Annotated in this window: 22 protein-coding genes; 9 read left to right on the plus strand and 13 right to left on the minus strand. The window is 62.2% G+C overall.

Annotated elements, in window-relative coordinates; all coding sequences use genetic code 11:
• The first annotated feature begins 59 nt into the window (after window positions 1-59).
• Window positions 60-698, plus strand: a complete 639-nt coding sequence (maiA, locus tag BN1124_RS07710; protein WP_042640595.1) for a maleylacetoacetate isomerase — start codon at window positions 60-62, stop codon at window positions 696-698.
• 611 nt (window positions 699-1,309) lie between these two features.
• Window positions 1,310-2,806 carry a C69 family dipeptidase gene (locus tag BN1124_RS07715; RefSeq protein ID WP_042640597.1) on the plus strand — a complete coding sequence of 499 codons (1,497 nt, stop codon included), beginning with the start codon at window positions 1,310-1,312 and terminating at the stop codon, window positions 2,804-2,806.
• A gap of 130 nt (window positions 2,807-2,936) precedes the next feature.
• Here BN1124_RS07715 and asnB read toward each other — a convergent pair whose 3' ends face one another.
• The 3 genes from asnB to BN1124_RS07730 form a co-directional block, all read right to left on the minus strand.
• On the minus strand, window positions 2,937-4,601 hold the full coding sequence (asnB, locus tag BN1124_RS07720; RefSeq protein WP_042640598.1) for an asparagine synthase B: 1,665 nt from the start codon (window positions 4,599-4,601) through the stop codon (window positions 2,937-2,939).
• A 192-nt stretch (window positions 4,602-4,793) separates the two neighbouring features.
• Window positions 4,794-5,162, minus strand: a complete 369-nt coding sequence (locus BN1124_RS07725; protein WP_042640600.1) for a cupin domain-containing protein — start codon at window positions 5,160-5,162, stop codon at window positions 4,794-4,796.
• A 141-nt stretch (window positions 5,163-5,303) separates the two neighbouring features.
• Complete coding sequence (locus BN1124_RS07730; protein ID WP_042640603.1) at window positions 5,304-6,053, minus strand: HAD-IIA family hydrolase; 750 nt, start codon at window positions 6,051-6,053, stop codon at window positions 5,304-5,306.
• Window positions 6,054-6,251: 198 nt separating this feature from the next.
• Here BN1124_RS07730 and BN1124_RS07735 point away from each other — a divergent pair, with 198 nt between their 5' ends.
• The gene (locus tag BN1124_RS07735; RefSeq protein ID WP_042640927.1) at window positions 6,252-7,268 is read left to right on the plus strand and encodes an adenosine deaminase; all 1,017 of its coding nucleotides are present in this window, start codon (window positions 6,252-6,254) and stop codon (window positions 7,266-7,268) included.
• A 108-nt stretch (window positions 7,269-7,376) separates the two neighbouring features.
• On the opposite strand, the gene BN1124_RS07740 is transcribed toward BN1124_RS07735, so the two are convergent.
• The 10 genes from BN1124_RS07740 to BN1124_RS07790 form a co-directional block, all read right to left on the minus strand.
• Window positions 7,377-9,464, minus strand: a complete 2,088-nt coding sequence (locus BN1124_RS07740; RefSeq protein ID WP_042640605.1) for a heavy metal translocating P-type ATPase — start codon at window positions 9,462-9,464, stop codon at window positions 7,377-7,379.
• Window positions 9,457-9,777, minus strand: coding sequence for a hypothetical protein (locus tag BN1124_RS07745; protein ID WP_042640607.1), 321 nt, complete (start codon window positions 9,775-9,777; stop codon window positions 9,457-9,459). Before BN1124_RS07745 ends, BN1124_RS07740 begins: the two co-directional genes overlap by 8 nt.
• Window positions 9,778-9,781: 4 nt before the next feature.
• Complete coding sequence (locus tag BN1124_RS07750) at window positions 9,782-10,057, minus strand: hypothetical protein (protein WP_042640609.1); 276 nt, start codon at window positions 10,055-10,057, stop codon at window positions 9,782-9,784.
• Window positions 10,054-10,326, minus strand: a complete 273-nt coding sequence (locus BN1124_RS07755; protein WP_042640611.1) for a hypothetical protein — start codon at window positions 10,324-10,326, stop codon at window positions 10,054-10,056. Before BN1124_RS07755 ends, BN1124_RS07750 begins: the two co-directional genes overlap by 4 nt.
• Before the next feature lie 41 nt (window positions 10,327-10,367).
• Window positions 10,368-10,706: a hypothetical protein gene (locus BN1124_RS07760; protein WP_042640612.1), complete on the minus strand. Its 339-nt coding sequence runs from the start codon at window positions 10,704-10,706 to the stop codon at window positions 10,368-10,370.
• Window positions 10,707-10,725: 19 nt separating this feature from the next.
• Complete coding sequence (locus tag BN1124_RS20475) at window positions 10,726-11,211, minus strand: hypothetical protein (RefSeq protein WP_048822937.1); 486 nt, start codon at window positions 11,209-11,211, stop codon at window positions 10,726-10,728.
• A gap of 207 nt (window positions 11,212-11,418) precedes the next feature.
• A complete protein-coding gene (locus tag BN1124_RS07770) occupies window positions 11,419-12,540 on the minus strand; it encodes an alkene reductase (protein WP_042640613.1) in 1,122 nt (373 codons plus the stop codon).
• Window positions 12,541-12,774: 234 nt separating this feature from the next.
• A complete protein-coding gene (locus BN1124_RS07775) occupies window positions 12,775-14,316 on the minus strand; it encodes a TerC family protein (RefSeq protein ID WP_042640614.1) in 1,542 nt (513 codons plus the stop codon).
• A 737-nt stretch (window positions 14,317-15,053) separates the two neighbouring features.
• Complete coding sequence (locus BN1124_RS07780) at window positions 15,054-15,569, minus strand: hypothetical protein (RefSeq protein ID WP_042640615.1); 516 nt, start codon at window positions 15,567-15,569, stop codon at window positions 15,054-15,056.
• A 468-nt stretch (window positions 15,570-16,037) separates the two neighbouring features.
• Window positions 16,038-16,964 (minus strand): cation diffusion facilitator family transporter, encoded by a 927-nt coding sequence (locus BN1124_RS07790; protein ID WP_042640617.1) that lies wholly within the window; start codon window positions 16,962-16,964, stop codon window positions 16,038-16,040.
• A 168-nt stretch (window positions 16,965-17,132) separates the two neighbouring features.
• Between BN1124_RS07790 and ydiJ the strand changes: the two genes are divergently transcribed.
• The 6 genes from ydiJ (at window position 17,133) to BN1124_RS07820 (ending at window position 25,888) form a co-directional block, all read left to right on the plus strand.
• Window positions 17,133-20,204 (plus strand): D-2-hydroxyglutarate dehydrogenase YdiJ, encoded by a 3,072-nt coding sequence (gene ydiJ / locus BN1124_RS07795; protein ID WP_042640618.1) that lies wholly within the window; start codon window positions 17,133-17,135, stop codon window positions 20,202-20,204.
• Entirely contained in the window at window positions 20,204-20,692 is a 489-nt protein-coding gene (locus tag BN1124_RS07800) for a hypothetical protein (protein WP_042640619.1), read from the plus strand. The genes ydiJ and BN1124_RS07800 overlap by 1 nt, the downstream gene beginning before the upstream one ends.
• 154 nt (window positions 20,693-20,846) lie before the next feature.
• Complete coding sequence (locus tag BN1124_RS07805) at window positions 20,847-21,308, plus strand: hotdog fold thioesterase (RefSeq protein WP_042640620.1); 462 nt, start codon at window positions 20,847-20,849, stop codon at window positions 21,306-21,308.
• A 185-nt stretch (window positions 21,309-21,493) separates the two neighbouring features.
• Window positions 21,494-23,422 carry a DEAD/DEAH box helicase gene (locus tag BN1124_RS07810; RefSeq protein WP_042640621.1) on the plus strand — a complete coding sequence of 643 codons (1,929 nt, stop codon included), beginning with the start codon at window positions 21,494-21,496 and terminating at the stop codon, window positions 23,420-23,422.
• A gap of 240 nt (window positions 23,423-23,662) precedes the next feature.
• Window positions 23,663-24,577 carry a LysR family transcriptional regulator gene (locus tag BN1124_RS07815; RefSeq protein WP_042640623.1) on the plus strand — a complete coding sequence of 305 codons (915 nt, stop codon included), beginning with the start codon at window positions 23,663-23,665 and terminating at the stop codon, window positions 24,575-24,577.
• A 105-nt stretch (window positions 24,578-24,682) separates the two neighbouring features.
• Window positions 24,683-25,888, plus strand: a complete 1,206-nt coding sequence (locus BN1124_RS07820; RefSeq protein ID WP_042640625.1) for an MFS transporter — start codon at window positions 24,683-24,685, stop codon at window positions 25,886-25,888.
• Window positions 25,889-25,917: the final 29 nt, after the last annotated feature.

The following is a 25,917-nucleotide window of genomic DNA, read 5'->3' on the forward strand; positions in this document are numbered from 1 at the left end:
GGTACAAGGCCGGCAGGCACACGGCAGGTGGCGGACACCTGCCATCACAGGGACAGAATATGCTGCAGTTGTTTGGATATTGGCGTTCATCGGCCAGCTATCGGGTGCGTCTGGTGCTGCAACTCAAGGGACTCGGTTATGAGCAGCACCCGGTGCATCTGGGCAAGGGCGAACAGAAAGAGAAGGCCTATCGCCGGCTCAATCCTCAGGGGCTGGTGCCCTTCCTCATCGACGGCGAGGTGCAGATAGGCCAGTCCGTCGCCATCATGGAATACCTCGACGAGACCTATCCCGCCTATCCCCTGATGCCTTCGGCCCCCATCGACAGGGCCAGGGTGCGGCAGATAGTCAACATGATTGCCTGCGACACCCACCCCCTGAACAACCTGCGGGTGCTCAACTACCTGGAGCAGGAGCTGGGGCAGGGCAAGGTTGTGCGGGACATCTGGTATCGCCACTGGATTGACGAGACCTTCACCGCCCTCGAGCAGTTGCTGATGACCACCGCCGGTGTCTACAGCGTCGGCAACGAGGTGACCCTGGCCGACTGCATGCTGGTGCCTCAGGTCTACAACGCCCACCGCTTCAATATGACCCTGGACGACTACCCCACCATCGCTCGCATCGTCGCCAACTGCGAGCAGTTACAGGCTTTTATCAAGGCCGCCCCGGCCAATCAGCCGGATGCGCAGGCCTGAGCTGAGACATCAGGGAACAACGGGATGGTGTTATCACGCCATCCCCGCTTTCTGATCATTACATCTCGCTGATGTGCCTCGTTCCGATGAGTGTGCTGGGACTCTGGTTATCAACCTCGCCTTCTCCAGCACGCTTCTTTTCCCCCTCGTCAGGCCCTCTGCCAGCTGAACCGAAGATCTGCCTGTTTCATCTCCACACAATGCAACCCTGTTCCGAGGGAGGACAGGGTGCGCCGTACTCGGCTTGTCTGGGCAGGTGAGGGAATACAGTTTTTTAGATGTAAATTCTGCATTATTAATGCGTGTTAATATTTTAAATTAACATTCTATTTTTTGTTGGTGTTTTGAGCTGTTTATCACACTTAAACCCCTAGATAAGGCCTAGTATCGCCAGGCCAAAGGGAGATGCGAACAGGTCGCCTGTTATCCCGCTATACCAGGTGCACGGTGGGCGATGCAACATCGACTCGCGCCTCTCTTCCTCGTTTTTTATCGCTTTATGGCCCGCTATATACCGCCTGATTTGGGCAAACCGTCGCGACTCGTTGTGATGGATGCCTGCCTGCCTGCGTGCGGGCGAGCCAGCGCTATTTTTGCAACAAGGAGATATCATGCATTCCTTCAAGAAGTGCGTCGTCGCACTCTCCATCAACCTTGCTCTGTTCTCTTCGGCGTTCGCCTGTACGACCCTGCTGGTTGGCAGTGAGGCCACCGCCGATGGCTCCATGATGGTGGCCCGCAGTGCCGACAGCGATGCGCTGAAGGCCCAGCATTTCGTGATCCATCCGGCGAAACAGGGGCAGAGCGGCATTCACAGCTCAAAAGCCCATAACGGCGCCAATGATTTCAGCTACCCCTTGCCCAAAAACTCCCTGCGTTACACCACTGTGCCGAACTGGAAGACCCAGCTGCACGGCGCCACGGGTTTCAACGAGAAGGGGGTCGGGGTTAGCGGCACCGAGTCCATTTTCGCCTCACCCGCGGCGCTCGCCTTCGACCCCTATGTCGAGGATAAGGGCATCACGGAAGATGATATTCCCGATGTGTTGCTCTCCCGTGCCGGTACGGCCCGCGAAGCCGTTGCCCTGCTTGGCAATATCATCGAAACCATAGGGGCGGGGGAGGGCTTCGGTGTCGCCGTCGTGGACGATAACGAGCTCTGGTATCTGGAGACCGCCACCGGTCACCACTGGATGGCGCAGCGTCTGCCCAAGGATCAGTATTTTGCCTCGGGCAATCAGGGGCGCCTGCAGCAATACGATCCCAAGCGTGACGACACGATGGGCTCGAAAAACCTGGTCGAGTTTGCCACCGAGAAGGGGCTCTACCAGCCACAAAAGGATGGGAAGTTCAATTTCTCGAAAGCCTATACCCGCGATGACGAGCGGGATCGTACCTATAACGATCCCCGGGTCTGGACCATACAGCAGATGTTCAACCCGTCTCTGAAGCAGGCGGTGGAGGCCGGTCGCCAATTCCCTGTCACCCTGACCCCCGAGAAGAAGATGACCCTGGATGAGGTCAAGGCGGTGCTGCGCAATCACTATGACGGCACCGAGCACGATCCCTACAGCAAGGGGTTGAACGGCCAGGAGCCGTGGCGCCCCATCAGCGTGTTTCGCACCTACGAGGCCCATGTGATGCAAGTGCGTCCCTGGATGCCGAAAGAGGTAGGGGAGGTGACCTATGTGGGCCTCGGGATGGCGGACTTGACCGCATTTGTGCCCTATTACAGCGGCCTGGAGGCCTATCCTCCCCACTATGCCCTGGGCAGCGACAAGGCGGACAGCGACTCCATCTACTGGAAATATCGCAAGTTGCAGACCCTGGTAATGACCGATTACCCCAAGCTGGCGCCCATGGTGAAGCAGGCATACCAGAGCTGGGAGGCGAAGATCGCCAAAGAGCAAACAGAGATGGAGGCCAAGTATCTGAAAACGGTCAAAACAGACAAGGCCGCCGCCAACCGCATGCTCAACGACTTCAATCTGCGGGTGATGAAGGACGCGGAAGCACTGACCGACGATCTGACCAACCAGGTCTTTACCGTCCGCACTCAGGATATTCAGGCCGATATCTTCTTTGCCAACAAGGCGAAAAAGGATTGATACCGTTGAATGCGGCAACAGCGGCCAGCTGAGCTGACAGGCACCTCAGCGATGGCCAGAAAAATAAAAGCCCCTCGCGAGGGGCTTTTTGATGTGGGCGGTTGGACTTACGGGGATATGCGTCAGCGGATCAGTAACTCTGCTGGTGGACGTCCATAACGGCGCGACCTGAGGGGTCGGCCATCTCCTTGAACTTGGCATCCCACTCCAGCGCGGTCGGGGTGGAGCAGGCGACCGACTTGCCGTAGGGCACGGTGCGGGCGGCGGCTTCCAGCGGGAAGTGCTCGTCGAAGATGGCGCGGTAGTAGTAGGCCTCCTTGGTGAGCGGGGTGTTGATGGGGAAGCGGAATGCCGCCGCCTCGAACATCTGATCCGTCACCTCTTCCTCGACCATGGCCTTGAGGCTGTCAATCCAGGAGTAACCCACGCCGTCTGAGAACTGCTCCTTCTGGCGCCAGGCCACCTCGTGGGGCAGCAGCTCCTCAAAGGCTTCCCGCAGGATGTGTTTCTCGATCTTGCCCTTGCCGCACATCTTGTCGGCGGGCTGCAGGCGCATCGCCACGTCCATGAACTCCTTGTCGAGGAAGGGCACGCGGCCCTCCACGCCCCAGGCGGCCATGGATTTATTGGCGCGCAGGCAGTCATACAGATGCAGGGAGGCGAGCTTGCGCACGTTCTCCTCGTGGAATTCTTTGGCGTTCGGCGCCTTGTGGAAGTAAAGGTAGCCGCCAAACAGCTCGTCCGAACCCTCGCCGGAGAGCACCATCTTGATGCCCATTGCCTTGATGTAGCGCGCCATCAGGTACATAGGCGTGGAGGCGCGGATGGTGGTGACGTCATAGGTCTCGAGGTGATAGATGACGTCCCGCAGGGCATCCAGACCCTCTTGTACGGTGAAGTGGATCTGGTGGTGAATGGTGCCGAGGTGATCGGCCACCTTGCGGGCGGCGGCCAAGTCCGGCGAGCCATCCAGGCCCACGGCGAAGGAGTGCAGCTGGGGCCACCAGGCCTCGCTCTTGCCATCGTCTTCCACCCGGCGGGCGGCGTAGAGCTTGGTGATGGCGGAGATGACGGAGGAATCCAGACCGCCGGAGAGCAGCACGCCGTAGGGCACGTCGCACATCAGCTGGCGCTTGACCGCCGCTTCCAGCGCGGCTTTCAGTTCAGCCTTGTCGCTGACGTTCTGCTCCACCGCCTGGTACTCCATCCAGTCGCGCTTGTACCACTGTTTGAGCTCGCCGTCCTTGCTCCACAGGTAGTGTCCTGGCGGGAAGGTCTCGACGCTCTTGCACACCGGTACCAGGGCTTTCATCTCGGAGGCGACATAGAAGTTGCCGTGCTCGTCGCGGCCGGTGTAGAGCGGGATGATCCCCATGTGATCGCGACCGATCAGGTAGGCGTCTTGTTCTGCATCGTAGAGGATAAAGGCGAAGATGCCGTTCAGATCGTCCAGGAAGGCGGGGCCCTTCTCCTTGTAGAGTGCCAGCAGCACCTCGCAGTCGGAGTGGGTCTGGAACTGGAAGTCGACCTTGAGGCCCTTTTCCAGTTCTTTGTGATTGTAGATTTCGCCGTTGACGGCCAGCACATGGGTGCGCTCGGGGTTGTAGAGCGGCTGGGCGCCATTGCCCGGATCGACGATGGCCAGGCGCTCGTGCACCAGGATGGCCTTGTCGGAGCTGTAGACGCCGGACCAGTCGGGTCCGCGGTGACGCAGTCGCTTGGACATTTCCAGCGCCGATTTACGCAGGACTGCTGCATCGGATTTGATGTCCAGAATGCCGAAAATAGAACACATTGGCGGTAATCCTCTTGATTTTTATGGAGCCCCCCACGTTTGGGCTCGAAATTCCATTTACATTCCTCGCCAATCACAATGCCTAGCGCAAAACCCTTTTGCAAGCGGGAAAACCGCACAAAATCATGCCGCGAGCGTCAAGCTGGCGGCATATAAAGCGGGTCGGGAGAAGGGGATGAGTTGACGCGGACGTCAGGCCGTCGTGGGCTCGAAGATCACATAGAGTTTGCGGCAGGCAACGAGTGTCTCCCACTCGCCGACGAAGCCCGCCGGGATGACGAACTGGCTGCCCGGGGTTAGGTGCAGTTTGCCCCCCAGGCCGTCGTGGATCAGCGCCTCGCCCTCCAGCAGCTGGCAGTATTCGTGCTCGGTGTAATGCACGGCCCAGCGCCCCGGTTCACAGGCCCAGAAACCCACGTGAAACTGCTGGCTCGGATCCGAGTAGTGGTTCCACAGGGTTTGGCTCGGATTACCGGACTTGATGCGATTCGTCGGTGGGGTGAGAGGGGTGGGGGTGACGAAGTGATCGTCCAGCAGGATCCAGTCGTTCAGGCTCTTCATGGGGCTTCCTTGCAAGGGCTAAGGGGGCAACGGGATCGTCCTGATCCCGCGGTCGTTTACTTTTCTTAACGATGTTGCGTTTAAGTTAAACGATCTGCCCCGCCTTGCCAAGAGGGACCGCCCCGCGACCTGGGAGGCAAATCAGACGATGTCGATGTCGACCACTGAATCGAAGATGTGGTTCGGTCTGAACGGCATGCGGTCGATGTCCGCCACCTTGCTCACCCCGGAGAGCACCAGCACAGTTTCCAGACCAGCCTGGAAGCCCGCCAGAATGTCGGTGCGCAGGTTGTCGCCGATGATGATGGTGTCGTCGGAGTGGGACTCCATCCGGTTGAGCGCAGCGCGGATGATCCAGGCGCTCGGCTTGCCCACGTAGAAGGGCTTCTTGCCGGTCATCCGCTCGATGGGGGCGCACAGCGCACCGCAGGCGGGGTACATCATGGGGCCGTGGGTGTCCGGGTTGGTGGCGATGAAGCGCGCGCCCTGATCCACGAACTTGGCGCCGAGCTGCATCATGGTCCAGTTGTAGTTGCGGGTCTCGCCCACCACCACGAAGTCGGGATCGATGTCGGTGATGGTGAAACCGGCCTTGTAGAGCTCGTGGGTCAGGGCCCCTTCGCCGATGACATAGGCCTTCTTGCCATCCTGGCGGCGCAGGAAGTCGGCGGTGCCCATGGCGGAGGTGTAGAAGCACTCCTCGGGCACCTCGATGCCGGCGGAGCGGAAGCGGTTCTGCAGATCTTTTTGGGTCTGGGCCGGGTAGTTGGTGAGGAACAAGAGCTTGCTGCCTTGCTCCAGCAGGCGGTGCACGAAGCGGTCGGCCCCGGGGATGAGATCGTTGTTGTGCAGTATGACGCCGTCGATATCGCAGATGACGTTTTTCTTCATAGAGACTCCTTGTAGGGGGGAGGCGATGGCCAACCTCGAATGTCTTCAATCAGTTATGGTTTTTGTGCCGCCATTATAAGACGCTTTGATGACAAGTCTCCCCCGGCGCACCGGATGGGTGCACAATGGTGATGGAGGAACGTGCAGAGGGTGTCCAACCCGCCTGAGCGCCCGGAGTCTGACAAGGAGGCCGCCACCATGGATAACTTTATTGCCGGCTTGCCCAAGCTGGAGTTGCACCTGCATATCGAGGGCACCCTGGAGCCCGAGCTGATGTTTGCGTTGGCCGCCCGCAACGGCCTGACCCTGCCCTGGCCCGACGTCGAGCGCGTGCGGGCCGCCTACGAGTTCGACTGTTTGCAGTCCTTTCTCGATCTCTACTATCTGGGCGCCAGCGTGCTCATTCATGAGCAGGATTTCTTTGATCTCACCTTCGCCTATCTCGAGCGCTGCGCCGCCGAGCGGGTGGTGCACGTGGAGATCTTCTTCGATCCCCAGGCCCACACCGCCCGCGGCGTGCCCTTCGCCACCGCCCTCGGCGGCATAGAGCGGGCCTTGCTGGCAGGCGAAGAGAGTTTCGGCATCAGCTGGCGGCTCATCATGAGCTTCCTGCGCCACCTCAGCGAAGAGGAGGCCTTCGCCACCCTGGCCGAGGCCGAGCCCCATCTCGCACGCATCCACGGGGTGGGCCTCGATTCGGGGGAGCTTGGCAACCCACCGGCCAAGTTTGCCGGGGTCTTTGCCAGGGCGAGGGCGCTCGGCTTGCCTGTGGTGTGCCATGCGGGGGAGGAGGGACCGGCGACTTATATCTGGCAGGCCATCGACGAGCTGCAGGTGAGGCGCATCGATCACGGGGTGCGCTGCGTCGATGACCCCGCGTTGCTGCGTTATCTCGCCGACACCCGGCTGCCGCTCACCGTCTGCCCGCTCTCCAACACCCGACTCAAGGTGTTCGAGGAGATGAGGCAGCACAATGTGCTAACCCTGTTGGAGCGGGGCCTATGTATCACCATCAATTCAGATGATCCTGCTTATTTCGGCGGCTACCTGGGGGCCAATTTCCAGGCGCTGGCCCGGGATCTCGGTGCCAGCCGGGCGCAGCTCTGCCGCCTCTCCCTCAACGCGGTGGAGGCGAGCTGGCTCGGCTTCGCGGACAAGGCGCGGCTGACCCACGACATTCATGCCCACGGGGCCAGTCACGGCGTCTCTATCTAGCCAGGGCCAGAAGCAGGTCAACAGAGCGCAGGTCAATACGGGCAGGCCAACAAGAGCACGGGGCCCATAACGGGCCCCGTGCGAGGGGATGCTGCTTGGTTCTCGGCTTCAACGTCGCCCGCGCAGGGCGTTGAGCAGGATGCCTATGGTGGTGCCATTGTGCAGCACGGAGGCGACTATGGGGCTCAGCAGTCCGACCGCCGCCGCTCCCAGGATGGCGGTGTTGGCGCCTATGGTGAGCCGGTAGTTGTCGTGGATGAGCGTCATGGCGGCGCACGCCAGCTCGCGGGCATCGGCCACTCGGCTGATGTCATCCTGCAGCAGGGCGATGTCGGCGGAGATCCGGGCAATGTCGGCCCCCTTTTGCATGGCGATCCCCACGTGAGCCCCCGCCAGCGCCGGTGCATCGTTGATGCCGTCCCCGACGAAGGCGATGCGGGCCCCCTCTGCGGTCAACTGCTCTATGATGCTGGCCTTCTCCTCCGGCAACAGCTGGGCAAACACCTCGTCGATGCCGAGCTGCGCTGCGAGCTCGCTGGCCCTGTCGTGGTGATCCCCGGTCAGCATCAGGATGCGTTTCACCCCGGATTGGCGCAGCCGTGCCAGGGTTGCCTTGCTCTGCTCGCGCACGGTGTCGCGCAGGGCCAGCACCCCGATGAGGCTGCCGCCGTAGCCGATGTAGAGCAGGGTCTTGCCCTCCAGATAGAGGCCATGGAGGGTCTCGGCCCAGGGGTTGACGTCTATCCCCTCATCTTCCTCGATGAAGTGGCGCGAGCCCACCACGATGCGCTTGCCGTCGATCTCGCTCGCGACCCCATGGGCGACGATGAACTCCACCTCGGTGTGATCGAAGTGACGGCCCTGGATGCTGCGGGATGCCTCCACCACGGCGATGGCCAGGGGGTGGAAGTAGTGCTCCTCCACCGAGGCGGCGAGCCAGATGAGATCGTCCGCCGTGTAGGCGGAATCGAAGGTCACCGAGTCGGTCACCACCAGATCCCCGTTGGTCAGGGTGCCGGTCTTGTCGAAGATGAAGGTGTCGGCTTCTGCGAGGCGCTCGAGGGCCGTTGCCCCCTTGATGAGGATGCCCGTTTGGCCTGCGGCATACATGGCCGACTTGAACGCCACCGGGGTGGCGAGCTTGAGGGCGCAGGAGTAGTCCGCCTGCAGCACGGCGGCGGCCCGGCGCCAGTCGCCGCTGAGCAGGAAGGCCGAGCCCGCGAGTCCGAGCACCCTCGGCACCAGCCGATCGGCGAGTTGGGAAGCCTGCAGCTGCACCTCGCTCTTGGCGGTGAGGGATTGCTGCACATAGTCGGCGATGCGGGCGGCGGCGGTGCGTTGGCCCACGTGCTCGGCATAGACCCGCAGCCGACCATCTTCCAGCACTGTGCCGGACATCACGGCATCCCCGCGTGCTTTGGCTACCGAGCGGCTCTCGCCGGTCATGGAGGCCTCGTTGACGTAAGCCTCCCCGCCGAGCACTGTGCCGTCGACCTGGATGACCATGCCGGTGGCGACGATCACCGTTTCACCCACTTGGACTTCCGCCGCTGGGATCAGGATCTCCACCCCGTCCCGCTCGACCCAGATCTCGTCGCTGGCGGGCTTGAGCAATTCCCGCAGCATGTCGTCGGATCGTCTGGAGATGGACTCTTCCAGATATTCGCCGAGCTCCAGCATGAAGGCGGTGGTGTTGGCCGCGAGATAATCGCCGCTGCCAAGGGAGATGGAGACCGCCATGCCTTCCAGCACATGGGAGGTGAGGCCGCGGGAGAGCAGTTCACCGGCGCCGTGGCGCAGCACCGGCAGCGCCATCAGCAAGGAGAGAGGCAGGCGCAGTGGTACCGGCAACAGGTTGACCCCGAGCAGCGTCGCCAAGTTGGCCAGCAGCTTGGTCTGGCTGACGGCGGGAGCCGCCGGGGCTGCGATCCCGCCCCGTCGGGGTGGTGGGGTTAGCGCCAGGATCTGCTCGGCCAGGGCCGGCGCAGTGGTCTGCCGCCAGTCGAATGTGACCACCAGGGAGCGGACGGTCGGGTTGAATCTGACCTCCTGCACCCCGGCCAGATCGGCGATGGCGTAGCTGAGCCCCTGACAGTCCAGGGGTTGCCCCGATGCGTGGCGATAGTGCCAGCGCACCCGTCCCCGGCACAGGTGTACCTGGCGCAGGGAGGTGAGCGTGGCTCGCTCGCTACTCATCCTGCTCGCCGCTCTGGGCCTGCAACTCGGCCTGCATGTCGGCCATCTGCTCCTTGAGCTCGGCCATGCCACCGTTGATGTCGCTGTAGAGGCGCACCGCCGAGCGGACTATCTTCTCGCGCATCTCGTCGTTGCTCAGCACATAGGCCGCCGCCGCGCCTATGGCGGCCCCCAGCAGCAGTTGCTGGGTGCTGTTGCCCTGCAACTTGCCAAGCCAGCCCTGGGCCTGCCCCAAGCCAGCCTGGGCGCCATTGCCTTGTGCCATCTGTGCCTTCAACAGCTTCTTGTAGGCCTTCTTGCTCTTCTTACCCATGTGACTATTCCTTCGAATGATTCAGTAGTTGTTCGGTGCTGGCGATACCGACGACACCGCCGATGAGCAGCAGACTGGCCCGTGACAGCTGGCCCTGCTCTAGGGCGTTGGCGACCCCAAGGCCGGTCGCCACGGCCAGGCCGCCTTGCAGGGAATGGCGCAGGATCTTGCGACCGGGCACCTTGCCCGGCTTGGTGCCGCCTTGCAGTGCACTGATGAGGCCACCGGCCACGGCGCCGCGCACGAAGTGGTTGGCGAGCTCGCGCGTCTGGGGCTTCATGCCGCTGGCCCTTGCGGTGCGGAGTTATCCTCCGGCGCGGCCTGGGGCTCGTCCGGGATGACTGCGGGCGCCACCTCGGGCACGGAGGCCAGATGCTGGCGCAGCCTGGCGGAGGAGTGCTCCAGGTTGCTGAGGCCACAGATGGAGGCCTCGCGCAGTCGGGTCTTCACCTTGTCGACCGAGGCGGTGGGCACAGCGCGGGGAATAGTGCGCTGCAGGGTGCGCATCGCCAGGGCGCCGGCGATGGCGCCGACAATCAGTGGGATCATGTTGATGCTCCTGTTGTTGATTCAGATGTGTCGCGGCCTGCTCAGCCGCGGGCGAAAGTCTGGTAATGGTGTTCGATGCGATCGAGTGCCTGCTGTACCTGCTCGCACTCTTCCCCGCCGAGCAGGGACTCCCACAGGGGAGGGGGGATCTCGGCCGGATCATACTCCACCACGCACGACAGGGCGGCGGGGTTGACCCTCAGATCGCGGATCCCCGGCATGGTTTCGATCATCTGCTTGAGTTGCCCGACCTGACTCAACTGGCCGAGCTCGTTGCTGCCAAGGGCCCCCAGCTTGAGTTTGAAGCGTACCCGGCCGGGAATGTGGTGGGCTATGGTCAGGTGGCGGGTCAGGGCCCGCAGCTGTTCAAGGCGTGTCATGCATTACCTTTGTGCTGGATCAGTGGAAGACGTTGCGACGATGGATGGCGAGGTGCACCGACAGGGCCGCCACAAACAGCCAGCCGGTGGCCGCGTGTAGGCGCTTGTTGCCGGCATAAACCAGGGCGATGGAGGCGGGCAGTGCCACCATGGCGGCGACCTTGGCACCCCGATTGGCCCGGCGGCGCCAGGCGGCGCGGCGAGCGCGCTGGGGCTTGCCGACGGGGGTGGGCTCGGTGATCGCTTGGGGCGAGGGGGCGGCCTGGGCTGGCTGGCCATTGCACAGGCTCAGCACCCGTGACTCCATCTCGTGCTGGCCGCATTGCGTGATGCGATACTGCATCACCAGGCTGCCAGCCTGTGGATTGAGGTGAGTGCTCTCTACCTCGGGCCAGGCGGCGATCTGTGCCTGCCACTGGTGCAGTTGGGGGAGAGCCGGGGCCTGTTGTCTGATGCGCAGCCGACCCGGAACCGAGGCGACCAGGCGAGATTGCGGTGTGCTCACAACCTATGCTCCGTGGATGAGTGAGATAGCTGCACTATCTGCCTCTGGTCCCGCCAATTATTTGATCTCCATCAGGCAAGTGATGAATGGCTCCCAATTTCTGTCGCATGGGCTGAGCATGGGGCCGGGCAGGGGAGAGAGAGGCAGCAGATGTAAAAAAGCCCCCGAAGGAGGGGCTTGTGGAGCATGGGTGAAGCGGGGAGGCCATCAGGCTGGCTGGGATGCTGTCTCGGCTTGATAGGTCGGGTAGTCGATGAGGCCCTGCTCGGCGCCGCCAAACAGGGTGGCCGGATCGTGGGGGGCCCAGGGGTAGCCGTGACGCAGCCGGTTTGGCAGATCCGGGTTTGCCACGAAGGGGCGACCGAAGCCAATCATGTCGGCCCAGCCCGCCTTGAGGGCGGTACGCGCCCGCTCACCGTCATATTTTCCCGCATAGATGAGGGTGTTGGGGAAGGCCGCCCGCAGCCCCTGCTTGAAGTTCTCCGGCATCAGGGGGGCATCGTCCCAATCCGCCTCGGCGATATGCAGATAGGTGACGTTGAGATCCCCCAGCAGCTTGGCGGCGGCCAGATAGGTCTGCTCCGGGTTCGCATCCACGGTGCCGTTGAGGGTGGTGAGGGGGGCCAGGCGCACGCCCACGCGGTCTGCGCCTATCTCGGCGCTGACCGCCTCGGTCACTTCTTTCAGGAAGCGCAGCCGGTTCTCAAGAGCGCCGCCGTAGTTGTCGGTGCGGGCATTGGATTCCGAGTCCAGGAACTGGTTGATGAGGTAGCCGTTGGCCGCGTGCAGCTCAATGCCGTCAAAACCGGCGTCCATGGCGTTACGGGCGGCCTGGCGGAACTGGCCGACCACAGCGTCGATGTCGTCCTGGGTCATGGCGCGCGGGGTGGCGGTTTCGACGAAGCCGGGGGCGTCGCTGCCGTTATCGACGAACACACGAACCCCGGCGGCCGGGATGGCGGAGGCCGAGATGGGCTGGGCGCCGCCGATGTTGTCAGGATGGGTGACCCGGCCCACGTGCCAGAGCTGGGCGAAGATGGTGCCGCCCTTGGCATGCACCGCATCTGTCACCTGCTGCCAGCCTGCGACCTGCTCAGGACTATAGATGCCCGGGGTCCAGGCATAGCCCTTGCCGAGGGGATCTATCTGGGTTCCTTCGCTGACGATGAGGCCGGCCTCGGCGCGCTGGGCGTAATAGGTCGCCATCATGGCGTTGGCCACGTCCCCTGGCTGACTGGCACGGGAGCGGGTCATGGGGGGCATGACGATGCGGTTGTTCAGGTGCAATTGACCGAGGCGCAGGGGGCAGAACAGGTTGTCGTGGCTCATCTTGAATTCCTCATTTGGGATTGAGGCCACTCTATCCCCGGATGTCATTGTGAAAAAGAGGGGTAATCGCAGAAGAGAATTGTCCGTCGTGCAGCAATAGCGCTGGAGCAAGCAATGAGGCTATCGGATTGCGGTGCACTGACGGCGCGCACCTGGATGGGGCAGAGCGGAGATGAAAAAAGAGAGGGAGGCGCTGTGCCTCCCTCTCTTTGTTATCAGCTACATCTGCTCTCGTCAGAGGCTCTGCGGGGTGACACGCACCCGCTCGATGCGCCGCTCGCTCACCGCCAGCACCTCGAAGCAGAACTGGCCGAGGCGCAGCTGCTGACCGGTGCTCGGCAGGCTGCCGAAGTGGGAGAGCAGCATGCCCGCGAGGGTCACGTACTCGTCGCTCTCGCTCACCAGACCGTCGATCCCCAGTGCCTGCTCCACCTGATGGATGTTGGTACTGCCGTTGATGAGCCAGCCTTCCCCCTCACGCACCACGTCGGGGGTCTCGTCCTCGTCCGGCAGTTCGCCAACGATGGCTTCCAACAGATCGTGGGTGGTGACCAGTCCCTGGATTATGCCGAACTCGTCGGTCACCAGGATGAGACTGCCCCTGGCCTGACGCAGCTCTGCCAGCAGCCGGATCACGTTGATGGTCTGGGGCACTATGACGGGATCGTTCTGGCGCGCCAGCTCGCTCAGGGATTGCCCTTCGTTGAGCGCAAACAGCAGATCCCGGGCCTTGACCACCCCGATGAGGTCGTCCAGCCCGCCATCACAGACCGGGAACAGGCTGTGGGGGGCCCGCTGCAGCAGGGCGCGGATCTCGTCGATGGAGTCGTTGACGTCGATCCACTCCATCTCGGCACGGGGGGTCATGATGGTGCGAATGGATCGCTCGGCCAGGGACAGTACCCCGGTCACCATGTAGCGCTCCTCCTCCCCGAAGCTGAGGGGCAGGGGCCTGTCCTGCTCCTCTTCTTCGTCCTCTTGCGAGTGAGCGCCGTGCTTGTTGCCCCCCATCAGTTTGAAGATGGCGGCGGTGGTGCGCTCACGCAGGGGCTGCCTGGACTCATGGCGCTGGGCACTGCGCTGGGCCAGCTGGTTGAAGAACTCGATGAGCACCGAGAAGCCGATGGCGGCGTAGAGATAGCCCTTGGGAATGTGGAAGCCAAAGCCTTCCGCCACCAGGCTGAAGCCGATCATCAGCAGGAAGCTCAGACAGAGCACCACCACGGTCGGGTGAGCGTTGACGAAGCGGGTCAGCGGCTTGGAGGCCAGCACCATCACCACCATGGCGATGGTCACGGCGGCCATCATGACGCCCAGGTGATCCACCATGCCGACGGCGGTGATGATGGAGTCCAGGGAGAAGACCGCATCCAGCACCAGGATCTGGGCGATCACCACCCCGAAACCGGCGTAGACGCCCACCTGGCCATGCTCTTCGGGCTTGGCTTCGAGCCGCTCGTGCAGCTCAGTGGTGGCCTTGAACAGCAGGAACAGGCCGCCCCCCATCAGGATGAGATCCCGACCGGAGAAGGAGAGTTCGCCAAATTGCAGGATGGGCTGGGTCAGGGTCACCAGCCAGGACATCACGCTCAGCAGCCCCAGGCGCATCAGCAGCGCCAGCGACAGGCCTATGATGCGGGCCCTGTCCCGCTGGGCGGGGGGCAGCTTTTTCACCAGGATGGCGATGAACACCAGGTTGTCGATCCCGAGCACTATCTCCAGGATGATCAGGGTAAAGAGACCGACCCAGATAGAGGGGTCCAGCAAGAATTCCATGTCATAAACCTCAATAAAAACAAACAGAATAGGTGTCAGTCACGGCAAGGGCCGCGGCAGTGCAAGGCTGTTGTTCAGAGGCGCTGATTGAGCAGGTACAGATAAGCTTTGATGGGAAAAATCGAAGGGTAACTTCGGGGATTGTCCATGATGGGCAATAAAACCTCGGGTGAAAAATGAGCCCTGATGATAACGGCTGGCGCTGATTTGGCAAGAGGGCTGATGAGGATCTGAGGTTGGCGGCCGGCACGGGGGAGCCGTCTTCGCCTCGTGGCCACGCCGTCCACGTCGCTCGCGGATGGAGCAGGGGACTGTGCCGGGTTGGGCGGCGACAAACGGGGCTTTTTATATTCAGATGCTGAAAACTGTGCCAACGATCCGGCAGTATTGGCGGTATCTTCCATGGCCATAAAAGCTGTGGGAGGGCGTCACCATTATCGACCGGCAGGATCTCGGATCATATTGGTGATTATCTGGCCAGACTGAAAATTGTAACTAAATATGTCTCACCCTTCCTGATGGTGATATTTAAATAATATTGGGTATGGCTTAAATAGGCTTTTGTTAACATCGGGTAAATATAGAGCCTTTATTCTTTTGTTAACGCCGAATTCACTAGTGTGACGATTATCAATTGCAAAATAAGACCCGATAAATAAAGCAAGGAGGCCATGCCTCCTCGTTTGGAATCACACATCTCTTGTGGCGAGTCGCACCGGGTGCGGCTCCCATGCAGATCAGTTGCCGGTATAGGCGGCGCCCTGAACCCGGCCGTTTTTGTCACTCAGGCAAGACCAGGGAGCATCAGCGCCCGGCACCTGGATGGTGACGCCGACCCCGGCTTGGGAGTCCATCACATCGGTCACCTTGAGCTGGCTCTGAGCCACCTTGGTCTTGTCAGAGACCGCCTTCAGGCAGGCCTTCTCGGCCGGACTGGCCTTGCTGACAGGGGCGCTCTTGGCCGTGGCGCTCGAGACGGGCTGGCAGATGCCAGAGGCTTTCTTGCGGCTGTAGGAGACATCGTACTGACTCCCGGTCTTGCTGATGGAGAGGGTCACGCCGGCGCCCTTGGCCTCATAGAAGTCGTCGCTGTACTTCTTGAGCTTGGCCTCCTGGCCATTGATATAGACGGAGCCGCCTTCATCGCTGTGCATCTGGATCTGGCCCGGGCACTGATAGTTCAATTGCGGAAGCGCGGCATGGGCCGTGCTCGCCATGGCCAGGGTGACGACTGTCATCAGTATTTTCTTCATGGACATTACCTTCACTGTTTAATGATACGTTATTTATTATTTTATTTTTCCGACGGGTAACAATTCCATTGTCGAGCGGCGATAGCCTTTCATCCGTGCCGGAAATAAATAACCGCAGCACTTAATTTTAGCAACGAATTTTTGTATTTTATTTTTGGTGCTGATAATGCTTCTTGATTCCTTATTCGCGGTGCAAGTATTTCCGCCGGGTGATATCCCTGTGCGGTTCATATTGAATCGGGAAGAAAGGTATGAGGAGTGGAGAGGACAATGGCGGCTGGGCAGGGAGAGTTTGGGTTATGGGCAACCTGGCTTGAGTGAGGGGGGCGTGACGCTGCGCCATGTCATCGCCGGGACAGATAGAGGCAACATGGCTATGCGGAACATAGAGACAGGGGACATATAGAGACAGGGGACATAGCCACGCGGGGCCTGGCCCCGCGTGGCATGGATTGGCGACTCGCGGATTTAGAGCCAGCGTTTCTCGCGGGTGAAGCAGACCGACAGCCAGGCATCCCCCAGAGTATCGCCGAGGCGGGACCAGAGCTCATGGCGCAGGGCATCCTGGCGCTCGATGGGCCACTCCTGTCCCGGCGCAACCAGGATATTGAGTTCGAGATCGAAGCGGCGCCCGCTCTTGGCCAGGTGGCTGTAGCACTCGATGCCATGGCGCTGGCGCAGGGCCTCTATCTCGTGCTCGACCCGCTGGGTGACCTCCCCCTTGGGGGCGACTTTCAGCACTTCCCGCAGGTTGCGGCCCAGCACCTTGATGGGGATCAGAGTGGCGCACAGGGCGAGCAGGGTGACCAGCACGGGATCTATGTAGCGGTTGTAGTGGCCATAGCCGATGGCATCGAGGCCGATGGCGACCACGAAGCCGACCAGCAGGGTGGCGCTGAGCAGGGTATCGACCAGCCACTCCTTGGAGTCGACTCGCACCAGCTCGGAGTTGACCCGCTCGGCGACCTCGGCCTCGACCCGGTAGATGATGGCGCAGAAGAAGGTGGAGACGGCGGCGTAGACCAGTGCATGGCCGAGATCGATCTCCCGTCCGCCGTCCAGCAGAGTAGTGATGCCGCTATAGAAGGCGCCGAGGCAGAGCAGCAAGATGATGGTGCCGTTGATGACGTTGGTGATGGGCTCGAAGTGGGCGTAGCCGTATTGGAAGCGCGCATCTGAGGGGCGGGTGACGAGGTAGGCGGTGATGAGCCCGAGGCCCGTCATGCCCATGCTGAACAGGGTGAAGATGCCATCGAGCATAATGGCGTTGGAACCGACGAACAGACCGTAGCCGATCCCGAACAGGGCGAAGCCGATGCAGCCGAACAGCGACAGGGTCAGGGCCTGTTTCTCGGTGCGAATAAGCGTACTGATAACATGGCTGTAATGAGCCATAAAAGTCCTCCTTTCAAATGGTGAAGATTGAGCGCGCAAGCGGTTTTCTAGCTGATATACTGCCGGCTCACATGTGAGCGGACCGGCCAAGGCAGCCCGAGAGAGGCGGGTCTGGCGGTCGTTGTCGCCGGTGTTCCGGCATCAAGCAAAGGAAGGGAACAAGGATTCATGATCCCGAGACTCGATTACCAGGACAGTTTGTCACCCACAACCCTGCAGTTCCTCGATGTATTGGGACGCAGCGCATTTCGTGGTGATATCGAAAAGTCTTATGCAAGCCGGTTGGCGATGGCGACGGACAACAGCGTCTATCAGGTTATTCCAGAGGCGGTCCTCTATCCGCGCAGCGCGGATGATATTGCGGTGATGCTCAGGTTGGCCCAGGAGAGCGCCTATGCCAGCGTGAGTTTCTTCCCTCGCGGCGGCGGCACCGGCACCAATGGCCAGTCTCTGGGCGGCGGCATTATCGTCGATCTCTCTCGCCATATGAACCAGATCCTGGAAATTAACTTGGAGGAGGGCTGGGTACGGGCCCAGGCCGGGGTGATCAAGGATCAGCTCAACGCCTACTTGAAACCCCACGGCTACTTCTTCTCGCCGGATCTCTCCACCTCCAACCGCGCCACCCTGGGCGGCATGGTCAACACGGATGCCTCCGGACAGGGGTCGCTCGTCTACGGCAAGACTTCGGATCACGTGCTGGGGCTCAAGGCCGTGCTGGAGAACGGCGATCTCATGACTACGGAGCCGGTCACGGGCGCGCGGCTCGAAGACAAGTTGGCGCTGGAGAATCGGGAAGGGGAGATCTATCGCACCCTCTATCGCATCGGCAAGGAGAGGCGCGCCGACATAGAGGCGATCTTCCCCAAGCTCAACCGCTTCCTGACCGGTTACGACCTCAAACATCTTTATCAGCCAGAGACCGACACCCTGGACGTCAGCCGGGTGCTGTGCGGCTCTGAAGGGTCCCTGGGTTTCATCACCGAGGCCCGCCTCAACATCACCCCCATCCCGCGCTATCGGACCCTGGTCAACGTCAAGTACGACAGCTTCCCGTCGGCGCTGCGCAATGCCCCCTTCATGGTGCAGGCCCATGCCCTGTCGGTGGAGACGGTGGACTCCCGCGTCTTGGGGCTGGCCCGCGCCGACATTATCTGGCACTCGGTCAAGGCGTTCATTCAGGATGTGCCCGGCAAGGATCTGCAGGGGCTCAACATCGTCGAGTTTGCGGATACAGATGAAGCAGAGCATCAGGCCAAGGTAACCGAGCTGTGCCGCCGCATCGACGCCCTCTTGGCGAGCGGTGAAGCCGGCATCATCGGCTATCAGGTGTGCAACCACCTGCCGAGCATCGAGACCATCTACGCCATGCGCAAGAAGTCGGTGGGGCTGCTCGGCAACGCCGAGGGGCGCAAGAAGCCGGTGGCCTTCACCGAAGACACCGCGGTACCGCCGGAATCCTTGGCCGACTTCATCATGGAATTTCGCGCCCTGCTCGATGACCACGGCTTGGACTACGGCATGTTCGGCCACGTGGACGCAGGGGTCTTGCACGTGCGCCCGGCGCTGGACCTGTGCGATCCGGAACAGGAAGTGTTGCTGCGGCGCATCTCGGATCAGGTGGTGGCGCTCACCGCCAAATATGGCGGCCTGATGTGGGGGGAGCACGGCAAGGGTTTTCGCTCCGAATACAGTCCCGCCTTCTTCGGCGAGCTGTGGGAGGAGCTGCAGCGGGTGAAGGGGGCCTTCGATCCCCAAAACCGCATCAACCCCGGCAAGATCTGCGTGCCCTATGGCAGCGGCGCTGCACTGGTGTCGGTGGACGGGCCCAAGCGCGGCAAGTTCGATCGCCAGATCCCCATAGCCGTGCGGGAAAGCTACACCCGGGCCCTCGATTGCAACGGCAACGGCCTCTGCTTCACCTTCGAAACCGACTCCCCCATGTGCCCCTCGGTCAAGATAAGCAAAGACAGGCGCCACTCTCCCAAGGGACGGGCCGGGCTGATGCGCGAATGGCTGCGTCAGCTGGCGGAGCAGGGCTTCGATCCCTTGAGCGAAGAGATCGAGCTGCAAAGCGGCGGTCTGCGCATCAAGTCCATCGTCGACAAGCTGCGCAACACTGTGGCCCGCGCCCGCGGCCAGTATGACTTCTCCCACGAGGTGATGGAGGCGATGGAAGGGTGCCTCGCGTGCAAGGCGTGCACCAGCCAGTGTCCCATCAAGGTGGATGTGCCCACCTTCCGCGCCCGTTTCATGCAGCTCTATCACAGCCGCTACCTGCGGGGCCCCAAGGACTACTTCGTCGGTACCGTCGAGAGTTACGCGCCCCTGCTCGCCAAGGCCCCCAAGCTGGTCAACTTCTTCCTGGAGAAGGAGTGGGCCCAGAAGGCCACCGAGAAGAGCATCGGCATGGTGGACGTGCCGCTGCTCTCGGTGCCCACCCTGGCAGACTCCCTGCGCGACAGCCGCGCCCGTTACTTTGATCTGCCGGGGCTCGAGGCCATGAGCCCGGAACAGCGTCAAAAAGTGGTTCTTATCGTGCAGGATCCCTTCACCAGTTATTATGACGCTCCCGTGGTGCGGGATCTGGTGAAACTCGCCAGCAAACTCGGGCTTCAGCCCTATTTGCTGCCGTTCAAGCCCAACGGCAAACCCCAGCACGTGAAGGGGTTCCTGCGCGCCTTCGCCCGCACCGCGGCGAGCAGCGCCCAGTTCCTCAACAAGATGGCGGCGCTCGGCATTCCCATGGTGGGGGTCGACCCTTCACTGGTGCTCTGCTATCGCGACGAATACGCCAAGGCCCTCGGCCCCGCCCGTGGCGACTTCCAGGTGATGTTGCCCCAGGAGTGGCTGCTCTCTTTACCAGCTGACAAGTTGCCAGCCCCCAAGGCGGACGCCGCCGAACAGGGCGAGGCCGCGCCCTGGTATCTGTTCGCCCACTGCACCGAGAAGACCGCCAAGCCCTCGACTCACGGCGACTGGAGCGCCCTGTTCAGCCGCTTCGGTGCCAGGCTGCAGCCGGTGTCGGTCGGTTGCTGCGGCATGGCCGGCACCTATGGTCATGACGCCAAGCAGGTGGAAAACTCCAAGGGGATCTATGGGCTCAGCTGGGCCGAGCCGCTCGCCCGTCTGCCCAAGGATCGTTGTCTGGCCACCGGCTATTCCTGCCGCAGCCAGGTGAAACGGATGGAGGGGGAGAAACTCAAGCACCCATTGCAGGCCCTGCTGGAACTGCTCTGATGCTGACGCTGCCCAAGCGGTTTCGGGTGCCGCAAGCCTGTCGGCACCCACGCTTTCTGCTGCTGCCGACCAGTCCGACCCAGGGGGTGGTGGAGTTTGTGGCCATGCTGCGCGAACGCGAGCAGTTGCATCAACTGTTTCGCCGAGACGATGTCTGGCCGTCCGCCAACTTCAGCCTGAGCCAGCACGAAGCCGATCTGGAGTGGCAGCGATCCGAGTTTCTGGCCAAGCGCTCCTTCGCCTATGGCCTCTGGAGTCCGGAGCGGGAGCCGCAGTTCTGGGGCGGGGTCTATCTCTATCCTTCGGTGCTGCCGGAGGTCGAGGTGGAGCTGTTCTTCTGGAAGGTGGCCGAGGCAACCCTGGGGGATGCCGAGCTGGAGGCCGAGTTGCGCGCCTGGCTTGGCAAAACCTGGCACTGGTCGGCACCCTGCCTGCCGGGGCGGGATATCCCCTGGGAGGAGTGGCCAGGGGTCACCTACCCCTGGTGACGCTGATCTGGCCCCGGTGAGACCGATTGCTTCGTTCAATGCCCCTGTCGGGGCATTTTTTATCAAAGCGTTTTGCGCTGACCGGGGCCATTTTGATATCGTTAACAGCAACCCATTGATCACACTCACTAATCACATAAGGAGTCTGACTGTCATGAGTCAAGAGATCGCCCCCATCTGGCGCAAGCCCATGAGCCTTGAGGGGCTCAACGCCAGCTCCAACAACACCCTGATGGCCCGCCTCGGCATTCTCTATACGGCCTTTGGCCCGGATTGGCTGGAGGCCAGCATGCCGGTGGATCACCGCACTCATCAGCCGCTCGGCATGTTGCACGGGGGCGCCTCCGTGGTACTGGCGGAGACGCTGGGGTCACTGGCGGCCAACATGGCGGTCGGAGAAGACAGCTATTGCGTGGGACTGGAGGTCAATGCCAACCATCTGCGGGCCAAGCGGGAAGGGGTGGTGACAGGGCGTTGTACCCCCCTGCATCTGGGGGCGACGACTCAGGTGTGGCAGATAGAAATCCGGGATGAACGTGAGCGTTTATTGTGCACCAGCCGGTTGACCATGGCCGTGCTCAAACACAAGCGGGACAAGGACTCCCGCGAGGAGTGATCCGCAATAACGCACTATGCGTGCAAAATAAGCAAGCCATAGTCGCGAGATCCCTCTATAATTGCCAACGTCTTGAGATGCTTATCACATTTTTCAAGACAGCAGAACAAAGTGGCGCTATAATCGCCGCCTTTTTGCTATTCCGCGGTGTTAGCCGCCTGCCTTAATCTGGAAGAATCGAATCTATGTCTGATACCGAACAACTGCCCCTTTTTAGTGAGCTTGGACTGGCCGCGCCTGTATTGAAAGCGCTGCAGGACGTGGGCTATGAGCGCCCGTCTCCCATCCAGGCCGCAGCAATCCCCCACCTGATGGCGGGACACGATCTGCTGGGGCAGGCTCAAACCGGTACAGGGAAGACCGCTGCTTTTGCCTTGCCTCTGTTGTCACGTCTGGAAGCTGGTAACCGTAATACTCAGATTTTAGTGCTGGCACCGACCCGTGAGCTGGCGCTGCAGGTGGCCGAAGCGTGCCAACGCTATGCCCACCACATGCCTGATTTCCACGTGCTGCCCATCTACGGTGGCGCTTCCTACGAAACCCAGACCCGCGCCCTGCGTCGCGGTGCTCAGGTGGTCGTGGGTACCCCGGGTCGTGTGATGGACCTGATCCGTCGCAAGAACCTGGATCTCTCCGGCCTGAAAGCCCTGGTGCTGGACGAAGCCGATGAAATGCTGCGCATGGGCTTCATCGACGACGTGGACTGGATCATGGATCAGTGCCCGAGCACCCGTCAGGTTGCCCTGTTCTCCGCCACCATGCCGGATCAGATCCGTCGTGTGGCCCAGAAGCACCTGAAACAGCCAAAAGAGATCAAGATCGTCTCCAAGACCTCCACTGCACCGACCATCCGTCAGCGCTACTGGCAGGTGACCGGTCTGCACAAGCTGGACGCCATGACCCGTCTGCTGGAAGTCGAGCCCTACGAAGCCGTACTGGTGTTCGTACGTACCAAGAATGCCGCCGAAGAACTGGCCGGCAAACTGGCTGCGCGCGGTCACGCCTGTGAAGCCCTGCACGGTGACATCCCGCAGAAACTGCGTGAGCGTACCGTCGACAAGCTGCGTCAAGGCCAGCTGGACATCCTGATCGCCACCGACGTCGTCGCTCGTGGTCTGGACGTTGAGCGTATCACCCACGTGGTGAACTACGACATTCCTTACGATACCGAATCCTACGTACACCGTATCGGTCGTACCGGTCGTGCCGGCCGCAAGGGCGAGGCCATCCTGTTCGTGGCACCGCGTGAGCGTCGCATGCTGCGCGCCATCGAGCACGCTACTCGTCAGGCCATCGAGCCGATGAAGATGCCGAGCACCGAGGACATCAACCAGCACCGCATGACCAAGTTCAAGGAGCGCATCCGGGAAACCATGATGGGCGAAGAGCTGGAGATCTACCACAACCTGGTGAACGAGCTGATCCAGGAAGACTCCGCCGATCCGCTGGAACTGGCTGCCGCACTGGCCAAGCTGGTACAGGGTGATCAGCCGCTGCTGCTGGACGAATCCATTCCGGATCCTGCGTTCAACGCCGGCAGCGATCGCGGCAGCTTCGAGCGCCGTGACTTCAATGATCGTGGCGGTCGTGACTTCAACGACCGTGGTGGTCGTGACTTCGCCGACCGTGGCGATCGTCCTGCCCGTCGCATGCCGTCCCTCGAGCCGCGTCCGCTGAAAGACAATCCTGACGTAGAGATGGAACGCTACCGCGTAGACGTGGGTGCCCATCACGGCGTCAAGCCGGGCCAGATCGTTGGCGCCATCGCCAACGAAGCGAACATCGAGAGCCGTTTCATCGGCAACATCGACATCGCCGATGACTTCTCCACCGTCGATCTGCCCAAGGGCATGACCGCCGATGTGCTGGAAGTGATCAAGAAGGCCCGTGTCTGCCAGCGTCCGCTGCAGATCACTCGCTACACCGAAGTACCGGCCGGCACCAACACTGCCCCCCGTCCTTCCAGCGATCGTCCTGCCTTCAACAAGGACCGTCCTTTCAACAAGGATCGCCGTCCTGCCGGTGACCGCCCGTTCAACAAGAGCGGGGAGCGCCGTGAAGGTGGCTTCAACAAGGATCGCAAGTTCGGTGGCAACAAGCGCCGCGACAGCTAAGTCCTGATTGCACTGATAAAAGGCCGCTCATCGAGCGGCCTTTTTTATGCCCGAATTAAAGTGGAAACGGTGATTTTGACCGGTTTGGCCCGATGTTTCCTCGCGGTGTCGCCCTCCTGGCCGCCGCCTCGATGGAACAGGAGTAGAGCCGATGAGGGGCGGGGTGCTACCTTGTGCCACTGGAGCGTCGGTGGCGGGCAGCAAGCCGTCATATGGCCGGGATTGACGAAGGATAGACGTATGGATCGATTAGGGGCGATGGAGGTCTTCGTGCTGGCGGTGGAGACGGGATCCTTCTCGGCGGTGGCACGCCGGCTGAGCCTGGGGCAGCCCGCGGTGTCCAAGCAGATAGCCCAGCTGGAGGCGCAACTTGGCAGCCGGCTCTTGCTGCGCTCAACTCGCGGCCTGACCCCGACCGAGGCCGGTGAGGCCTATTATCAGCGCGCCAGGCAGATCCTCGACGACATCAGGGAGGCGGACGCCATGGTGGCGCAGTGCCGCGGCGAGCTGAGCGGTCGCCTGCGGGTAAGTGCCCCCGTCACCTTCGCCCGTTTGCACATCATCCCCCAGTTGCCCGCATTCATGGGCGCTCACCCCGGGCTCGATATCGAGATCCTGCTGGACGATGGCAACGTCGATCTCATCTCGGCGGGGATCGACGTCGCCCTGCGGCTCGGGGAGCAGGCGGACTCGGCGCTGGTTGCCCGCCGCTTGTCCCATTGCGCACGGCGGGTACTGGGCACGCCGGCCTATCTGGCGGCCAGGGGTATGCCGACGTCGCCCCAGGATCTGCAGCATTATGACCTGGTGATCTACAGCCCCAAGCCCGGCCTGGGGCAGCAGTGGCTGTTCTGCCGGGGGGAGGAGCAGATCGCGCTTGCCGGGCGCGGGCGCCTGACGGTCTCCGCCGCCGAGGGCATGCGCGCCGCCGTGCTGGCGGACATGGGGCTGGCGGTCAGCTCCGAGTGGATGTTTGCTCCCGAATTGGCCAGGGGGGAGGTCGTGCCTATCCTCACCGACTGGCAGCTGCCCCCGCTCGAGCTGTGGGCCCTGTTTCCCGCCGGCCGCCAGCTCAGTGCCAAGTCTCGCGCCTTCGTGGCGTTCGTGGCCAGCCTGCCCGAGCTGCAGTCGCCGACCCATTCCCGCCTGGAATAGCTGTTATCGCGCCGGGCCGGCTACTGCCGCGCCCCGCTCATGATTAGGCTGTGCTCATCCAGACCGTGCCCGGCACGGCGTTCAATCAGCCACGAGGATGACCACATGAGTGCAACCATATCCACCCAGCCAACCGGAGCGCCTGCGACACTGCTCAGCCCCGGGCTTGTCTTCGCCATGGCGCTGTCGTGTGGCCTGGCGGTGGCCAACATCTACTACAACCAGCCCATGCTGGCGGTGATGGCGCAGGACTTTCCCGGCCAGTCCGCCATTCCCATGATCGCCATGCTGACCCAGCTCGGCTATGCCGTCGGCCTGTTGTTGCTGGTGCCGCTTGGGGATGTGCTGGTGCGTCGCTGGCTCATCGTGGGGCAGTTTGTGCTGATCGCGCTGGCCTCCCTGCTGGCGGCCATGGCCACCGGGCCCGGCATGCTGATGCTGGCCTCGGTGCTGCTTGGCATAGGCGCCACGGCGGCCCAGCAGATAGTGCCGGTGGCGGCGACCCTGGCAACACCCGCCAAACGGGGCGCCGTGGTCGGCAGCGTGATGAGCGGGCTGCTCGGCGGGATCCTGCTCAGCCGCACCCTGGCCGGCGTCATCACCGCCTATGGCAGCTGGCGCGCCATGTTCTGGCTCGGGGTGCCATTGGCCCTGTTGGGGGCGCTGTTGATGGCCAGGATGATCCCCCTTGGCTTGCCGCGCGCCAACCTGAGCTATGTCAGGCTGCTGCGCTCGCTCGTCGGCCTGTGGCGTGAGGAGCCCAGTCTGCGTCGGGCGACCCTGACCCAGGCCCTGCTGTTTGCCTCCTTCAGCGCCTTCTGGACTGTGTTGGCCTTCTACCTCGCCACTCCCGAATACCGGCTCGGGTCCGAGGTCGCCGGTCTGTTCGGGGTGATAGGGGTCGCAGGGGTGGTGGCCGCGCCGCTGGCCGGGCGGATGGCCGACCGGCGAGGGGCGAGATCCGTGGTACTGGTCGGGGCCTTGCTGGTAGTGCTGGCCTGGATCTGCTTCGAGGCATGGCACTCCCTGCTCGGGTTGGCCCTGGGGGTCATACTGCTGGATCTGGGGGTACAGAGCGCCCTCATCGCCCATCAGCAGCTGATCTACGGCCTGCGGGAGGAGGCGAGGGGGCGGGTGAACACCCTGTTCATGACGGGCATGTTCCTCGGGGGGACCCTCGGCTCGAGCCTCGCCATGCTGGCCTGGCAACAGGGGAACTGGGTCGGGGTGGGGGGCGTTGGGCTGGTGCTGGCCTTGCTCGCGCTGCTCCTTGGGGTGGCCAGCAAGGGGGCGGGCCCGGCGGCCTCATGAAGCGGCACGGCGCTTCATACAAATAGAAA

The organism is Aeromonas eucrenophila (assembly GCF_000819865.1).
Classification (GTDB): Bacteria; Pseudomonadota; Gammaproteobacteria; order Enterobacterales; family Aeromonadaceae; genus Aeromonas; species Aeromonas eucrenophila.

Bases quoted from the DNA above. Each gene is read 5' to 3' on its own strand.
- maiA (WP_042640595.1), top strand. From the start codon at position 60: ATGCTGCAGTTGTTTGGATATTGGCGTTCATCGGCCAGCTATCGGGTG.
- BN1124_RS07715 (WP_042640597.1), top strand. From the start codon at position 1,310: ATGCATTCCTTCAAGAAGTGCGTCGTCGCACTCTCCATCAACCTTGCT.
- asnB (WP_042640598.1), bottom strand. From the start codon at position 4,601: ATGTGTTCTATTTTCGGCATTCTGGACATCAAATCCGATGCAGCAGTC.
- BN1124_RS07725 (WP_042640600.1), bottom strand. From the start codon at position 5,162: ATGAAGAGCCTGAACGACTGGATCCTGCTGGACGATCACTTCGTCACC.
- BN1124_RS07730 (WP_042640603.1), bottom strand. From the start codon at position 6,053: ATGAAGAAAAACGTCATCTGCGATATCGACGGCGTCATACTGCACAAC.
- BN1124_RS07735 (WP_042640927.1), top strand. From the start codon at position 6,252: ATGGATAACTTTATTGCCGGCTTGCCCAAGCTGGAGTTGCACCTGCAT.
- BN1124_RS07740 (WP_042640605.1), bottom strand. From the start codon at position 9,464: ATGAGTAGCGAGCGAGCCACGCTCACCTCCCTGCGCCAGGTACACCTG.
- BN1124_RS07745 (WP_042640607.1), bottom strand. From the start codon at position 9,777: ATGGGTAAGAAGAGCAAGAAGGCCTACAAGAAGCTGTTGAAGGCACAG.
- BN1124_RS07750 (WP_042640609.1), bottom strand. From the start codon at position 10,057: ATGAAGCCCCAGACGCGCGAGCTCGCCAACCACTTCGTGCGCGGCGCC.
- BN1124_RS07755 (WP_042640611.1), bottom strand. From the start codon at position 10,326: ATGATCCCACTGATTGTCGGCGCCATCGCCGGCGCCCTGGCGATGCGC.
- BN1124_RS07760 (WP_042640612.1), bottom strand. From the start codon at position 10,706: ATGACACGCCTTGAACAGCTGCGGGCCCTGACCCGCCACCTGACCATA.
- BN1124_RS07770 (WP_042640613.1), bottom strand. From the start codon at position 12,540: ATGAGCCACGACAACCTGTTCTGCCCCCTGCGCCTCGGTCAATTGCAC.
- BN1124_RS07775 (WP_042640614.1), bottom strand. From the start codon at position 14,316: ATGGAATTCTTGCTGGACCCCTCTATCTGGGTCGGTCTCTTTACCCTG.
- BN1124_RS07780 (WP_042640615.1), bottom strand. From the start codon at position 15,569: ATGAAGAAAATACTGATGACAGTCGTCACCCTGGCCATGGCGAGCACG.
- BN1124_RS07790 (WP_042640617.1), bottom strand. From the start codon at position 16,964: ATGGCTCATTACAGCCATGTTATCAGTACGCTTATTCGCACCGAGAAA.
- ydiJ (WP_042640618.1), top strand. From the start codon at position 17,133: ATGATCCCGAGACTCGATTACCAGGACAGTTTGTCACCCACAACCCTG.
- BN1124_RS07800 (WP_042640619.1), top strand. From the start codon at position 20,204: ATGCTGACGCTGCCCAAGCGGTTTCGGGTGCCGCAAGCCTGTCGGCAC.
- BN1124_RS07805 (WP_042640620.1), top strand. From the start codon at position 20,847: ATGAGTCAAGAGATCGCCCCCATCTGGCGCAAGCCCATGAGCCTTGAG.
- BN1124_RS07810 (WP_042640621.1), top strand. From the start codon at position 21,494: ATGTCTGATACCGAACAACTGCCCCTTTTTAGTGAGCTTGGACTGGCC.
- BN1124_RS07815 (WP_042640623.1), top strand. From the start codon at position 23,663: ATGGATCGATTAGGGGCGATGGAGGTCTTCGTGCTGGCGGTGGAGACG.
- BN1124_RS07820 (WP_042640625.1), top strand. From the start codon at position 24,683: ATGAGTGCAACCATATCCACCCAGCCAACCGGAGCGCCTGCGACACTG.